The organism is Phreatobacter aquiterrae, assembly GCF_053471285.1.
This window is the reverse complement of sequence record NZ_JBJPHW010000004.1, coordinates 68,724-82,047: the sequence shown is the minus strand read 5'-3', so window position 1 is coordinate 82,047 and position 13,324 is coordinate 68,724. Positions and strand designations below refer to the sequence as shown.

Below are 13,324 nucleotides of genomic sequence, written 5' to 3'. Positions count from 1 at the left end.
TCGGCTCACACCGCCACGTGTTTCTTGAGGCTTTCCTTCGACAGTCCCGCCAACTGGCCCTGCTCCACCACCGCGCCCTTGGAGAGCACGTAGTATCGCTCGGCCACCACGTGAACGAGGCTGAAATTCTGCTCGATGAGCAGGATGCTGGTGCCGCCGGCCGCGAGCCTGACCAGGGTCTCGCCCAGTTCGTCGATGATGACGGGGGCCAGACCTTCGCTTGGTTCGTCGAGCATCAGCAGATCGGGATTGGCCATCAGAGCCCGGCCGATGGCGAGCATCTGCTGCTGGCCGCCGCTCATCGCGGTGCCCGGCGTGTCGGCGCGCTCCCCGAGAACCGGAAACAGGTCGAAGACCGTCTCGAAGGTCCACGGACCCTTGCGGTTGACGGCCGCGCCGAGCATCAGGTTCTCGCGCACCGTCAGGCCGGGGACGATGCGCCGGCCCTGCGGCACCACCGCGATGCCCGACCGTGCCGCGGTGAAATGGCGGATCGGCGATATCGGTACGCCGGCAAAAGATATGGTGCCGGCGCGCACCCGCGCGATCCCGGTGCAGGCGTTGACCATGGTGGTCTTGCCGACGCCGTTGCGGCCGAGGATGGCGACGCGCTCGCCGCGGCCGACGTCGATCGAGACGTCGTGGAGCACCTTGGCCTCACCGTAATAGGCATCGACGCCTTCGAAGCGGAGCAGGGTCATGCGATGCTCGTCCCCAGATAGGCCCGCACCACCTCGGGATTGGCGCGGATCTCCTCGCCTGGCCCGTCGGCCAGCAGCTTGCCGAGATGCAGGACGGTGATGCGGTCGGAGATGGAGAAGATGACGTCCATGTCGTGCTCGACGATGAGCACCGTGACGCGCCAGCTCGCCACCAGCTCCTTCAGAAGGCGGGCCAGGGTGATGGATTCGCTCATCGACAGGCCGGCCGCGGGCTCGTCGAGCAGCAGCACCGAGGGTCGTCCGACGAGCGCCAGCGCCAGGTCCACCCGGCGCTGGTCGCCATAGGAGATGTCGGCGGCGCGGCGGTCGGCATGAGCGGCCAGCCCCAGCGCCTGCATCACCTCGATCGTGTTGTCGTGCTCCGCCGCCTGGGCGGCGAGTTCGATCTGCTCGCGCACCGTGAGGGCGGGGAAGATGTTGGTCTTCTGGAACGAGCGGGCGAGGCCTGCCCGGCGCCGGGCGCGCGCCGAAAGCGCGCTGATGTCGCGCCCCTGGCAGTGCACGGTGCCACCGCTCGGCCCGCCGCGACCGCAGAGCACGTCCATCAGCGTCGACTTGCCCGCGCCGTTGGGGCCGATGAGGCCGCGGATCTCGCCCGGACGCAGCGAGAGCGAGACATTGTCGAGGGCGGTGAAGCCACCGTAGCGGCGGGTGAGGCCGATGCCTTCGAGGGCGGGGACGGTCATCTGAACCTCGCCTTGAGCCTGGAGACGAGGTCGGTGATGACCCCGCTGATGCCGTGCGGCAGCAGCACGGTGACGACGATCAGCGTGCCGCCGATGATGGCCGGCCAGTGTTCGGTGAAATCGCCGGCCGCGTCCTTGAACAGGAAGAAGATGACGGCGCCGAGGGCCGGCCCCCAGATGGCCTGGGTGCCGCCGATGACGGCCATGACCAGAGCCTCGCCGGAGAGCACCCAGTGCAGTGCGCCGGGCGAGACGAAGGCGTTGTAGAGGACGAAGAGCACGCCTGCGAGGGCGCCGACCGCCGCCGACAGCGCGTAGATGATGGCCCGCGGCACGAGGGTCTCGTAGCCGATGTAGCGCGTGCGCTCCTCGTTCTCGCGGATGGCCAGGGTCAGGAGACCGAAGCGGCTGCGGCTGATGGTCCAGAGGAGGGCGATGACGATGAAGAGCGCCACCCAGCAGACCACGAACATGGTGGCCGGCTGCTGGAAGACCTCGACCTCCAGTCCGAACAGGCGCGAGGGCAGGCGCACCGCCATGCCGTCGTCGCCGTTGGCGAGGTCGCGCCAGCGCAGGAAGATCTCGTGCACCGCCTGGGCGACGGCCAGCGTCAGCATGGAGAAGGCGAGCCCCGGAAGGCGCACGATGACCAGGCCGGCGAAGAAGGCGAGGATCGCTGGAACCGCGATGGCGAGCAGGATGGCGATCTCGGCCGGAAAGGTGCCGAACTTGCCGTTGAGACCGACCGCGTAGGCAGCGAGGCCGAAGAAGGCGGCATGGCCGAAGCTGGTCAGACCGTTCTGCCGGATCATGAAGCCGATGGCGGTGGCGAGCACCGCGTTGATCACGGCTTGCGTCATCAATGTCAGGGCGAGCTGCGAACTTACGACCATCGGCACCAGCACGCCGCCGGCGGCGACGATGAGGAGGCCGATGATGAGGGGCACCGGGCTCGCCTTGCGGGCGGCGAGATCGGGAACGTCGGTCGGAGACTGGTCAGCGCTTTGCATGGTCATTTGCCTGCGCCCGCCAGTCCGCCCGGGCGCAGGGTGAGCACCGCGGTCATGATCAGGAGGGGGATCATCGAGGCCAGTTCCGGCACGAAGACGATGCCGAGATTGTGGACCTGGCCGATCACCAGCGCGGCGATGAAGGCGCCCGTGAAGCTGGTCAGGCCGCCCGTCACCACCACGACGAAGCAGTCGATGATGATGTAGCCGCCCATCGAGGGCGACAGCGCCAGGAGCGGCCCGGCGATGGTGCCCGACAGGCCGGCGAGGCCGGTTCCGATGGCGACCACAAGGGCGCTGAGCCGGTCGGTATCGACGCCCTGCATGCCGGTGGTCACGGGATCGACGCTGGAGGCGCGGACATAGAGGCCGACGCGGCTGTGGCGCAGCCACAGGGCCAGCACCAGCGCCACCACCATGGCGACCGCGATGACGAAGAGCCGGTAGACCGGGAAGGTCGTGCCAAACAGCGGCACCACGCCCGAGAGGATTTCTGGCGGCTGCACAGTGATGAAATCCTTGCCCCACACCGTGCGGACAAAGTCCTCGATGACGAAGAGCAGGCCGAAGGTGACGAGAAGCGTCACGATCGGCTCCTGATTGGAGAGCGGGCGGAACACGAAGCGGTCGAGCAGAACGCCGAGGCCGGCCAGCGCCGCGACCGAGACGAGGAGCCCGGCCCAGAAGCCGAAATGGACCGAGGCCGCATAGGCGAAATAGGCGCCGAGCATGAACAGGCCGCCATGGGCGAAGTTGGTCACCCGCCTGAGGCCGAAGATCAGCACCAGTCCTACCGAGAGAAGGTAGAGAAAGCTGCCATAGACGAGGCCGTTGATGATCTGGATCACGCGCCGGACTCCCCGGTGTCGTGGCCGGAAAGGCCCGGCATCGCGATCGATGCCGGGACCCGGCCGGACCTGCCCCACGCCTGTTGTTTCATAGTCGCGTCTCCGTGAGGCGCATGAATTCGCGGCCCCTGAACGAATGGCTGTCCATTCAGGGGTCTGTCCGATCCCGCCGTCCGGGCAGGTCTGCCGCCCGGACGCCGCCGCAGCGTCTCAGAGCTTGCAGCTTCCGTCGGGCGCAGGGGTGGCGATGTTGGCCGGCACAGTCATCGTGATGACGGGGCGGAGCACGCCATTGTGCATCTGCACCGCGCCGAAATAGTTCGGCCCGACGAGCTGATGGTCCTCCTTGCGCATGACCTGCGTGCCGAGGATCGTTTCGAACGACGCCCCTTCCATCGCCTTGGCGACGTCCGCGGGGCGAAGCGAACCCGCCTTCTTCACCGCCTGGAAGATCACCTGCATGCCGAGATAGGTCTCGCCCTCGAAATTCGTCGGCTGGGTGCCGGGGTACTTTACCGCCCAGTCGGCGACGAACTTCTTGTTGCCCGGCGTGTCGAGAGTCGAGGAGTAGTTGATGATGGTGTGGATACCCGTCACCACGTCGCCGAGCACCTTCACGGTGCCGTCCGTGGTGAAGCTGGTGCCGCCCGTGACGACCTTCTCGAACAGACCGAACTGCTTGGCCTGCTTGGCGAAGTTGATGGCGTCGCGGCCGGCGAGAGCGACCCACATGGCCTCGGCGCCGGAATCGGCCACCTTCTGGATGTGGGCGGCGTAGTCGTTGCTGCCGAAGGCCGGATAGTTCTCGGAGACGATCGTCTTGCCGGTGGCGTCGGCGGCCTTGCGGAAGCTGGCGCCGGAATTGCGACCCCAGGCGATGTCGGCGGCCATGATCGCCCACTTCTTCTCGGCGCGGGTGGCGAGCCAGGGCTGGACCACGGCCGCGTCGGAATTGTCGGGCCGGTTCACGCGGAACATGCGCGGCTGGCACTGCTTTCCGGTGATGTCGTCGGCCTTGTTGATGGTCGACACGTAGATGGCGTTCCAGCGGGCCAGCATCGGACCCATGGCCAGCGCCTCGCCGGAGGCGATCGAGCCGGTCAGCAGGTTGTAGCCGGCGAGCGCCAGCTTCTCGCCCTGCTGGCGTGCCAGTTCCGGCTTGGCCTCGGTGTCGAGGTAGCGCACCTCGACCTTGCGACCGTCGACGCCGCCGGCGGCATTGGCCTCGGCGACGGCGAATTCGATCGCCCGCTTGGCCTCGTCGCCGAGCTGCGCGTAGGTGCCGGTCAGCGCCGTCGGCACGCCGATCTTGATAGGGTCCTTGGCGAAGGCCACCCGTCCGGCGGTGGTCGCAAAGGCGGCTGTGGACGCTCCGATCAGCAGAGTTCGCCGCGTGGTTCTCATGGCATGTCCTCCCGTGGTTTCTTGTGTCGAATGAATGTTCATTCAATCTAGGAGTCCTGCCCTTGTCAACAGGCCGACACCATCGACTGTCGGGGTGGCGGCGCGGCGGGCCAGACCCCCGCGGGCGGGCGCTTTGCCACTGCGGAACGCGGATTCGGCCCTGAGCCGCGCCATCGTGCGTTGCGGGGACATGCATCCGGTGCATTTCGCTGTATGCATGGCGGACGTGATTTCAATCGGTGTCGCAGCGCCCCGCTGCCCCCGGATCACCGTCGAATCGGCCGGAGGATCCTTGTTGAAACGTGCGCGCGACCATGGGCTGATCTGCGGCCAGCTGCCTCCCGGCCCGCTCAACGCCATCACCGACGTGGCGGGGGTCCGCGTCGGTCATCGCACCCTGCGCGAGGTGGACGTGCTGACCGGCTTCACGGCGGTACTGCCGCATGACGGCGACCTGTTCCGCGACAAGGTCCGGGCCGGCGTCGAAGTGATCAACGGCTTCGGCAAGAGCGCCGGCCTGATGCAGGTGGCCGAACTCGGCCAGATCGAGACGCCGATCCTCATCGGCAACACCTTCTCCGTCGCCGTCGGCATCGAGGCCCTGGTCGGGCGGGCGCTCGACGCCAATGCGGAGATCGGCCGCAGCACCGGAACGCTCAACGCGCTGGTGCTCGAATGCAATGACGGGTTTCTCTCCGACATCCGTCAGCGGCGCCTGACGGTTGCCGATGCCGAGGCGGCGCTCGATGCGGCAAACGACGGTCCCGTCGAGGAGGGTTCCGTCGGCGGCGGCACCGGCATGAGCGCCTTCGGCTTCAAGGGCGGCATCGGCACGGCCTCGCGGGTCATCGACCTCGACAGCCGCGCCTATACGGTCGGGGTGCTGGTGCAGGCGAATTTCGGCAATGCCGGCGACCTCGTCCTCCCGGACGGCCGCCGGCCCGCGCCGCCATCAGCGGAGGCGCATCCGCCGCCGGAACGGGGCTCGGTCATCATCGTTCTGGCGACCGATGTGCCGCTCGAAAGCCGCCAGCTCACACGCATCGCGCGCCGGTGCGGAGCCGGTCTTGCGCGGCTCGGCGCCTTCTGGGGCCATGGCAGCGGCGACATCGCCGTCGCCTTCTCCACCGCCGACCGGATCGCCCACCACGGCGAGGGCGACATCCTGCCTCTGCGCGTCCTCCACGAGAACCGGATCGACCTCGCCTTCCGCGCCGCCGCCGAGGCGACGCAGGAGGCGGTCCTCAACGCCATGCTGGCCGGGCCCGAGACGATCGGGCGGAACGGCCATCGCCGGCCGTGCCTCGCCGACTGGCTGTGAGGGCGGGGCGGGTGCGGACCCTGCGGTCCGTCATGATGCGCTGATGCCGTTTCCCCCTCTCGCAGTTGCGCACGTCATCCGTTATGGTTCGCGCGCTCATTCGCGTGAGGGCTTCGCATTGACCATTTCGATATCCCGCCGCTCCGCTTTCCTGCTGATCGCCTCTGGCGCGGTGGCGCTCGGCGGCTGCGGCCGCAGGGGCGGGCTGGAGCTTCCCGGCGAGACGCCGTCGCCCGTCGGCGGACCGACCCCGCCGAACCTGCCGCCGCGCGCCGAGGCCCCGGCCGATCCGGCGAACCCGCCGCAGCGCGCTGCGGGTGCCGAACCGCGCCGCGACTATGATCGCAACCGCCCCGCCGGCCGCGGTCAGCTCCTGCCCAACGGCCAGTTCGTCCTCGATCCGCTCCTGTGAGGCGCGGGCGGCGTCGCCCTGAATCGGCGCGCCATCTGTCGCCCTGCCCCCTGCAAAGACCCGACCATGCATCATTTCGCCTATCGTGACGGCAGGCTCCATGCCGAGGACGTGCCGCTCGAGACCATCGCGGCCGAGGTCGGAACGCCGTTCTACTGCTACTCCACCGCCACGCTGGAGCGGCACTACCGCGTCTTCACCGAGGCCTTTGCCGGCACGGATGCGCTGGTGTGCTACGCGATGAAGGCCAATTCCAACCAGGCGGTGATCCGGACGCTGGCGGCACTCGGCGCCGGCATGGACGTCGTCTCGGGGGGCGAATTGAAGCGGGCGCTCGCCGCCGGCGTTCCCGGCGAGCGCATCATGTTCTCCGGCGTCGGCAAGACGGAGGCCGAGCATGCCGCAGCGCTCGAGGCCGACGTTTTCTGCATCAATGTCGAGAGCGAGCCGGAAGTGGCGCAGCTCTCGCGGATCGCCACCTCGATGGGCCGGACCGCGCACGTCTCCTTCCGCGTCAATCCTGACGTCGACGCCAGGACCCACGCCAAGATCTCCACCGGCAAGAAGGGCGACAAGTTCGGCATCCCCATCTCGACGGCGCGCGAAGCCTACGCCCGCGCAGCGAAGCTGCCCGGCATTCATATCGCCGGCGTCGACATGCATATCGGCTCGCAGATCATCGACCTGCAGCCCTTCGACGACGCCTATGCGCTGCTCGCCGAGTTCGTCGGAACGCTGCGCGCCGACGGTCACGTCATCGACCATGTCGATGTCGGCGGCGGCCTCGGCATTCCCTATCGCGACGACAACGAGCCGCCGCCCGAGCCGCTGCGCTATGCCGAAGTGGTGAAGCGCCGGCTGGCAGGCCTCGGCACACGGATCATTCTCGAGCCCGGGCGCATGATGGTCGGCAATGCCGGCATCCTCGTCACCCGCGTCATCTATGTGAAGGAGACGGAGGGCCACATCTTCGTCATCGTCGACGGCGCCATGAACGACCTGATCCGCCCGACGCTCTACGAGGCGCACCACGAGATCAGGCCGGTGATCCAGCCGCAGCCGGGCGCGCCGAAGCCGAAGGTCGACGTGGTCGGACCCATCTGCGAGAGCGGCGATTATCTGGCGCTCGGCCGCAAGCTGCCCGAAGCCAGCCCCGGCGACCTGCTCGCGGTGATGACCGCCGGCGCCTATGGCGCGGTCCAGGGCAGCACCTACAACACCCGCGCCCTGTCGCCGGAGGTGCTGGTGAAAGGCGCCGACTACGCCGTGGTTCGCCCCCGCCTCGACGTCGACGCCATCATCGCGCTGGATCGGCTGCCCGGCTGGCTGTAGGGCATTGTCGCGCGAAGCCAGTGCCGGTTCGCCTCAAGACAATGCGCCGCGACGCGCTCTGATGCTGCGCCGCCGAAGGATGGGATTGACCTTCGGCGCGGGACGGTCTTCAAGCGCGGGCTTCATCCAGCGCAGGAGCCCCCCATCATGCTGCCGCAACGTCTGGTCGATGGCTATGCCGCCTTCCTCGAAGACCGCTTTCCGCAGGTCTCCGAGCGCTACCGCCGCCTCGGCGAGGATGGCCAGAGCCCCAAGACCATGGTCATCTCCTGCTGCGACAGCCGCGTCTCGCCGGAGGTGATCTTCGACGTCGGGCCGGGCGAATTCTTCATCGTCCGCAACGTTGCCAATCTCGTTCCGCCCTATGCGCCGGACGGCAGCCAGCACGGCACCTCGGCAGCGCTCGAATTTGCCGTCCAGGCCCTGCGCGTCACCGACATCGTCGTGCTCGGCCATGCCCGCTGCGGCGGCATCCGCGCGGCGGTGGCCGAGGATGCCGAGCCTTTGTCGCCGGGCGACTTCATCGGCAAGTGGATGTCGATGATCGCACCCGCCATCGACCGGGTGGGGCCGCGCGGCAGCCGCAGCATGGACGACTATCTCAAGGCGCTTGAGCACGGTTCCGTCGTCAACTCGCTCGCCAATCTCCGGACCTTCCCCTGCGTCCGCATCCTCGAGGAGCGCGGCAAGCTGAAGCTGCACGGCGCCTTCTTCGGCGTCGCCACGGGGGTCCTCAGCGTGCTCGACGAGGCGAGCGGCGAGTTCCGTCCGATCATGGAAGGGGCGGGCAAGGTCTTCTCCTGCGCGCCGGTGGGGTGAGGGGAGCCTACAACCTCACCTCGCCGTAGCAGGGCGCCTTGCCCCAGAGGGCGAGGCGATAGCCCTTGCGCAGGCCGAGGGTGAAGTAGGGATCGGCCTCGACGAGGCGCACCGCCTCCTCGCGGCTCTCCACCTCCATCACCCAGAGCCCGCCCTCCCACCAGGCGTCGGGCTCGGGCCTCAGGCCGCCGCCGATGACGATGCGGTCGGCATGGTCGGCGAGATAGTCGAAATGCGCCTGGGCGTGGCTCTTCCGCATCCATGCGGCATCGGGACTGTCGTCGAACAGGGCAATCCAGCGGGCCACGAAGGCTCTCCAATGAAAAACGGCGGGCTCTTGGGCCCGCCGTCGCACAGATGATTGGAATGCGAAGGGAAGGGAGGCGATCAGGCCGCCGCTTTCGCCCGCGGCTGGATCAGCTTGCGGTTGACCAGCACCTCGGCAATCTGCACCGCGTTCAGCGCCGCGCCCTTGCGCAGGTTGTCCGAGACGCACCAGAAGGCGAGGCCGTTCTCCACCGTCGCGTCCTCGCGGATGCGCGAGATGTAGGTCGCGTCCTCGCCGGCGGCGTCGAGCGGCGTCGCGTAGCCGCCGTTCTCCTGCTTGTCGATGACGAGGATGCCCGGCGCCGCCCTCAGGATCTCGCGCGCCTCATCCGGCGTGATCGGCTGCTCGCACTCGATGTTGACGGCTTCCGAATGGCCGATGAACACCGGCACGCGCACGCAGGTGGCGGTCAGCCGGATCTTAGGGTCGAGGATCTTCTTGGTCTCGACCGTCATCTTCCACTCTTCCTTCGTGTAGCCGTCCTCCATGAACACGTCGATGTGCGGGATGACGTTGAAGGCGATGCGGGCCGGGAACTTCTTCGTCTCCGGGTCCTTCATCGAGTAGAGCGCCTTGGTCTGGCGGTCGAGCTCGTCCATGCCGTCCTTGCCGGCGCCGGAGACCGACTGGTAGGTCGAGACGACGACCCGCTTGATGCCGAAGCGGTCGTGCAGCGGCTTCAGCGCCACGACGAGCTGTGCGGTCGAGCAGTTCGGATTGGCGATGATATTGCGCTTGTTGAAGCCGATGATGGCGTCGGCGTTCACCTCCGGCACGATCAGCGGCACGTCGGAATCATAGCGCCAGGCCGAGGAGTTATCGATGACGACGCAGCCCTGCGCGCCGATCTTCGGCGACCATTCCTTCGACACCGCGCCGCCGGCCGACATCAGGCAGATGTCGGTGTCGGAAAAGTCGTAGTGCTCAAGGGCCTTCACCTTCAGCGTCTTGTTGCCGAACGACACCTCCTGGCCGAGCGAGCGGCGCGAGGCGAGCGGCACGACCTCGGACACGGGGAAACCGCGCTCCTCGAGGATGGCGAGCATTTCGCGGCCCACATTGCCCGTGGCGCCGGCGATCGCGACCTTGTAACCCATGATGTCTGGCCTCTTTGGCTTGCAACTCTCCCCCGGATCGGGCCCCGTCATCGGGTCCCGTGGCGCCCATCTCCCCGTCGGGGGAGCACCCGGTTGCGAGGACGAAGCGTCAGCCTGCCGTGCCGCCTTTGGCGGCCGGCGTGGTTTTCGTCGTCGTTTTGGTGCGACCGAAAGCCATGGTCCGGAGAGGTGTCCTCGGCGAAAGTGCCGTGAGGGCAGCGAAAAACACCAGGTGCGGCGAAATGTCAATCGCGCTATGGCCTTGGCGCTGGCAAAGGCACGAAGGCGCCCAACATTCGCCGGGAATGCCGTGCCATCAGGGACGCCTCACTTGCCGCATGCCGAGAGCCCGATGATCCATACCCTCAACCGCCGCAACCTGCTCACCATCGCCGCGGCGGCAGGCCTTGCTCCCGTGCTGTCGGGCAAGGCCAGTGCGGCGACGCCGCTGCGCTACGGGCCAGCGAAGCCTTTCTCCTATAACGGGCTGAAGGAAGAGGTCGCCGCGCGGGCCGGCAGGCCCTATGCGCCGCCGACCCGCCCGAACCCCGAGATCGTCGAGCGCATCGACTACGACAACCACGGCAAGCTGCGGTTCGACAAGGACAACGCCCTGTTCGGCGAGGGGCCTGGCGCCTATCCCGTGACCTTCCAGCATGTCGGGCGCTATTTCCCCAAGACCGTCCACATGCACGTGGTACAGGGCGAGACGGCGCGCGAGATCGTCTATGACCCGCGCTATTTCACGATTTCTGCCGATCATCCGGCCGCCGCGCTGCCGCCGGAGCCTTCCGCCTTTGCCGGCCTCTGGCTGCAGGAGGCGAAGTCCGGCCCGTGGAAGACGCAGGAGCCCTGGGCGACCTGGCTCGGCGCCTCCTACTTCCGCGGAGTCGGCGAACTCGGCCAGGTTGGCCTTTCCGCCCGCGGGCTCGCCCTGTCCCCAGGTCAGGGTCCGGGGCCGGAGGAGTTCCCCGATTTCGTCGGCTTCTGGATCGTGCCGGCCGAGAGCGAGAGCGATCCCGTCACGCTCTATGCGCTGATGGATTCTCCTTCGCTCTCCGGCGCCTACCGGTTCCTCTGCCGGCGCACCTCGGGCGTCGTGATGGACATCGAGGCGACGCTGCATTTCCGCCGCACGGTGACCCATGTCGGCATCGCGCCGCTCACCTCCATGTACTGGTATTCGGAGACGGCCTCCTCGCGCACCATCGATTGGCGGCCGGAGGTGCACGATTCGGACGGCCTCGCCATCTGGACCGGCGCCGGCGAGCGCATCTGGCGCCCCCTCAACAATCCGCCGCGCACCATGACCTCGAGCTTCGTCGACGAGAAGCCGCGTGGCTTCGGCCTCTTGCAGCGCGACCGCGAGTTCCTGCACTACCTCGACGGGGTGAAGTACGAGAAGCGGCCCTCGGCCTGGGTCGAGCCGCAGGGCGACTGGGGCCGCGGCGCGGTGCAACTCGTCGAGCTCAACACCGACGACGAGATCCACGACAACATCGTCGCCATGTGGGTGCCGGAAACGCCGGCCGAGCCCGGCCAGCCGCGGGAATTCCGCTACCGCCTGCACTGGCTCGCCGACGAGCCCTATCCGACGCCGCTCGCCCGCGTGGTGGCGACGCGGCTCGGACGCGGCGGCCAGCCCGGTCAGCCGCGGCCGCAGGGCGTCCGCAAGTTCCTCGTCGAGTTCAAGGGCGGGCCGCTCGTCAACCTGCCGAAGGGCACCATTCCCGAGCCGGTGCTCTGGACCTCGCGCGGAAGTTTCGGTGACTACAAGTACACCGAGGCCGTGCCGAACGACGTGCCCGGCCACTGGCGCACGCAGTTCGATCTCAAGGTCGAGGGCAACGAGCCGGTGGAAATGCGCTGCTACCTGAAGGTGGGCGATCAGGTCGCCTCGGAGAGCTGGCTCTACCAGTACCATCCGGGGGCGTGACACAGCGCCCTGCCCCCGTTGGGGGTCGGACGGTCACCCGAAGGACAGCCGGACACCCCATGACCAAGTTCCGCGATCTCGCCAACACCATCATCGGCGCCGCCATCATTGTCGTGCTGATGCGGTCCTTCGCCTTTGCGACCTACCACATTCCCTCCGAGAGCATGGTGCCGACGCTCGAGGTGGGCGACCGGGTGGCGGCGCTGAAGTTCCCGCTGGGCTTCTCGCGCTATTCGCTGATGGGCGGCCAGTACCTGCCGCGCTTTCCCGGCGAGACCGGCCGAATCCCTGGCGCCATGCCGGCGCGCGGCGACGTGGTGGTGTTCCGCCATCCACGCACGGGCGAGGACTTCATCAAGCGCGTCGCCGGCCTGCCGGGCGACCGGGTGGCGATCCGCGAGGGCCGGCTCTGGCTCAACGGTGAGCCGGTGCCGCTCACCGAGACCGGCCGCTGGAGCTATCGCGAGACGGACGGGGGCATCGCCGCCGTCACCGCCTATCGGGAGATCTTTCCCGGCGCCGAGCCGCACACGATCCTGCTGCGGGAGCGCCGCTCGGCGACCGGCGACATGGCCGAGCAGGTGGTGCCCGAGGGGCGCGTCTTCATGCTCGGCGACAACCGCGACAATTCCTCCGACAGCCGCTTCGCCTCCATGGGCTTCATCCCGCTGGAGAACCTGATCGGTCGTGCCGGCGCCATCCTCTATTCGCTGGCGAGCTGCGGACACGAGCCGGGCCTCCGCTGTCCGCCGCGGCGGATACTGGAGAAGGTGGAGTAGTCTGGATCAGTCCCGCCGGCCGCCATATTGCGGCAGGGACCAACTGCGGGCGATGGCGAGCCCGCGAATGGTGAAGACCACGGCGAAGCCGAGAAGATCGTCGAAAGCGGGCGACAGGAACCGGTTTGCCAGAACAAAAGCGATGGCGCCGGCGAGCGAGGCCGTGACATAGACGTCACGTCGCAACGCCAGCGGCACGTCGCCGGCAAGAATGTCGCGGATGATGCCGCCGAAGGTGGCGGTCACGACCCCGAGCAGAACCGCCGAAATCGCCGGAGCGCCGGCCTCGAGGGCCTTGGCCGTCCCGGTCACCGTGAAGAGCGCGAGGCCCATTGCGTCGGCCCACAGGATGGTGCGGGCGCGGCCCTCACGCTCGAAATGATGGGCGGTGAAAAAGGCGGCGAGCGCCACGACAGCGCAGATGATCACCACCGTGGGATCGAGGATCCACGGCACCGGCCGCGCTCCGAGCAGCACGTCGCGCAGCGTGCCGCCGCCGATTCCGGTGACGGTGCCGAGAAGCGCGAAGCCGAAGGGGTCCATCTGCTTGCGCGCCGCGACCAGCGCACCGGTCAGCGCAAACACCGCCACTCCCGCCCATTCAAGCCAGGGCAGGAGCCCGGTCATGGC

The 13,324-nt window shown here is 68.1% G+C and carries 14 protein-coding genes; 6 read left to right on the top strand and 8 right to left on the bottom strand.

Annotation, left to right across the window (positions count from 1 at the left end; all coding sequences use genetic code 11):
- Positions 1–5 precede the first annotated feature (5 nt).
- The 5 genes from ACJ4V0_RS07900 to ACJ4V0_RS07880 form a co-directional block, all read right to left on the bottom strand.
- The gene (locus tag ACJ4V0_RS07900) at positions 6–701 is read right to left on the bottom strand and encodes an ABC transporter ATP-binding protein (RefSeq protein WP_448299028.1); all 696 of its coding nucleotides are present in this window, start codon (positions 699–701) and stop codon (positions 6–8) included.
- The gene (locus ACJ4V0_RS07895) at positions 698–1,408 is read right to left on the bottom strand and encodes an ABC transporter ATP-binding protein (RefSeq protein WP_448299027.1); all 711 of its coding nucleotides are present in this window, start codon (positions 1,406–1,408) and stop codon (positions 698–700) included. Before ACJ4V0_RS07895 ends, ACJ4V0_RS07900 begins: the two co-directional genes overlap by 4 nt.
- Positions 1,405–2,424 (bottom strand): branched-chain amino acid ABC transporter permease, encoded by a 1,020-nt coding sequence (locus ACJ4V0_RS07890; protein ID WP_448299026.1) that lies wholly within the window; start codon positions 2,422–2,424, stop codon positions 1,405–1,407. Before ACJ4V0_RS07890 ends, ACJ4V0_RS07895 begins: the two co-directional genes overlap by 4 nt.
- Positions 2,421–3,266 (bottom strand): branched-chain amino acid ABC transporter permease, encoded by an 846-nt coding sequence (locus tag ACJ4V0_RS07885; protein WP_448299025.1) that lies wholly within the window; start codon positions 3,264–3,266, stop codon positions 2,421–2,423. The genes ACJ4V0_RS07890 and ACJ4V0_RS07885 overlap by 4 nt, the downstream gene beginning before the upstream one ends.
- 210 nt (positions 3,267–3,476) lie before the next feature.
- A complete protein-coding gene (locus ACJ4V0_RS07880) occupies positions 3,477–4,670 on the bottom strand; it encodes an ABC transporter substrate-binding protein (RefSeq protein ID WP_448299024.1) in 1,194 nt (397 codons plus the stop codon).
- A gap of 295 nt (positions 4,671–4,965) precedes the next feature.
- Here ACJ4V0_RS07880 and ACJ4V0_RS07875 point away from each other — a divergent pair, with 295 nt between their 5' ends.
- The 4 genes from ACJ4V0_RS07875 to ACJ4V0_RS07860 all read left to right on the top strand — a co-directional run bounded on the left by ACJ4V0_RS07875 (position 4,966) and on the right by ACJ4V0_RS07860 (position 8,554).
- Positions 4,966–5,991 carry a DmpA family aminopeptidase gene (locus ACJ4V0_RS07875; RefSeq protein ID WP_448299023.1) on the top strand — a complete coding sequence of 342 codons (1,026 nt, stop codon included), beginning with the start codon at positions 4,966–4,968 and terminating at the stop codon, positions 5,989–5,991.
- 43 nt (positions 5,992–6,034) lie between these two features.
- Positions 6,035–6,403, top strand: a complete 369-nt coding sequence (locus ACJ4V0_RS07870) for a hypothetical protein (RefSeq protein ID WP_448299022.1) — start codon at positions 6,035–6,037, stop codon at positions 6,401–6,403.
- 66 nt (positions 6,404–6,469) lie between these two features.
- The gene (lysA, locus tag ACJ4V0_RS07865; protein ID WP_448299021.1) at positions 6,470–7,735 is read left to right on the top strand and encodes a diaminopimelate decarboxylase; all 1,266 of its coding nucleotides are present in this window, start codon (positions 6,470–6,472) and stop codon (positions 7,733–7,735) included.
- A 147-nt stretch (positions 7,736–7,882) separates the two neighbouring features.
- A complete protein-coding gene (locus tag ACJ4V0_RS07860; protein ID WP_448299020.1) occupies positions 7,883–8,554 on the top strand; it encodes a carbonic anhydrase in 672 nt (223 codons plus the stop codon).
- A gap of 7 nt (positions 8,555–8,561) precedes the next feature.
- On the opposite strand, the gene ACJ4V0_RS07855 is transcribed toward ACJ4V0_RS07860, so the two are convergent.
- Complete coding sequence (locus ACJ4V0_RS07855) at positions 8,562–8,861, bottom strand: YciI family protein (RefSeq protein ID WP_448299019.1); 300 nt, start codon at positions 8,859–8,861, stop codon at positions 8,562–8,564.
- A gap of 80 nt (positions 8,862–8,941) precedes the next feature.
- The gene (locus ACJ4V0_RS07850) at positions 8,942–9,979 is read right to left on the bottom strand and encodes an aspartate-semialdehyde dehydrogenase (RefSeq protein WP_448299018.1); all 1,038 of its coding nucleotides are present in this window, start codon (positions 9,977–9,979) and stop codon (positions 8,942–8,944) included.
- A gap of 352 nt (positions 9,980–10,331) precedes the next feature.
- Here ACJ4V0_RS07850 and ACJ4V0_RS07845 point away from each other — a divergent pair, with 352 nt between their 5' ends.
- On the top strand, positions 10,332–11,915 hold the full coding sequence (locus tag ACJ4V0_RS07845; protein WP_448299017.1) for an OpgD/OpgG family glucan biosynthesis protein: 1,584 nt from the start codon (positions 10,332–10,334) through the stop codon (positions 11,913–11,915).
- 59 nt (positions 11,916–11,974) lie between these two features.
- A complete protein-coding gene (gene lepB / locus ACJ4V0_RS07840) occupies positions 11,975–12,694 on the top strand; it encodes a signal peptidase I (protein WP_448299016.1) in 720 nt (239 codons plus the stop codon).
- Between the two features lie 6 nt (positions 12,695–12,700).
- On the opposite strand, the gene ACJ4V0_RS07835 is transcribed toward lepB, so the two are convergent.
- Positions 12,701–13,321, bottom strand: coding sequence for a trimeric intracellular cation channel family protein (locus ACJ4V0_RS07835; protein ID WP_448299015.1), 621 nt, complete (start codon positions 13,319–13,321; stop codon positions 12,701–12,703).
- Positions 13,322–13,324 lie beyond the last annotated feature (3 nt).

Coding starts and splice junctions, on each gene's coding strand:
- ACJ4V0_RS07900 (WP_448299028.1), bottom strand. CDS start 701: ATGACCCTGCTCCGCTTCGAAGGCGTCGATGCCTATTACGGTGAGGCC.
- ACJ4V0_RS07895 (WP_448299027.1), bottom strand. CDS start 1,408: ATGACCGTCCCCGCCCTCGAAGGCATCGGCCTCACCCGCCGCTACGGT.
- ACJ4V0_RS07890 (WP_448299026.1), bottom strand. CDS start 2,424: ATGACCATGCAAAGCGCTGACCAGTCTCCGACCGACGTTCCCGATCTC.
- ACJ4V0_RS07880 (WP_448299024.1), bottom strand. CDS start 4,670: ATGAGAACCACGCGGCGAACTCTGCTGATCGGAGCGTCCACAGCCGCC.
- ACJ4V0_RS07870 (WP_448299022.1), top strand. CDS start 6,035: ATGCCGTTTCCCCCTCTCGCAGTTGCGCACGTCATCCGTTATGGTTCG.
- lysA (WP_448299021.1), top strand. CDS start 6,470: ATGCATCATTTCGCCTATCGTGACGGCAGGCTCCATGCCGAGGACGTG.
- ACJ4V0_RS07860 (WP_448299020.1), top strand. CDS start 7,883: ATGCTGCCGCAACGTCTGGTCGATGGCTATGCCGCCTTCCTCGAAGAC.
- ACJ4V0_RS07850 (WP_448299018.1), bottom strand. CDS start 9,979: ATGGGTTACAAGGTCGCGATCGCCGGCGCCACGGGCAATGTGGGCCGC.
- ACJ4V0_RS07845 (WP_448299017.1), top strand. CDS start 10,332: ATGATCCATACCCTCAACCGCCGCAACCTGCTCACCATCGCCGCGGCG.
- lepB (WP_448299016.1), top strand. CDS start 11,975: ATGACCAAGTTCCGCGATCTCGCCAACACCATCATCGGCGCCGCCATC.
- ACJ4V0_RS07835 (WP_448299015.1), bottom strand. CDS start 13,321: ATGACCGGGCTCCTGCCCTGGCTTGAATGGGCGGGAGTGGCGGTGTTT.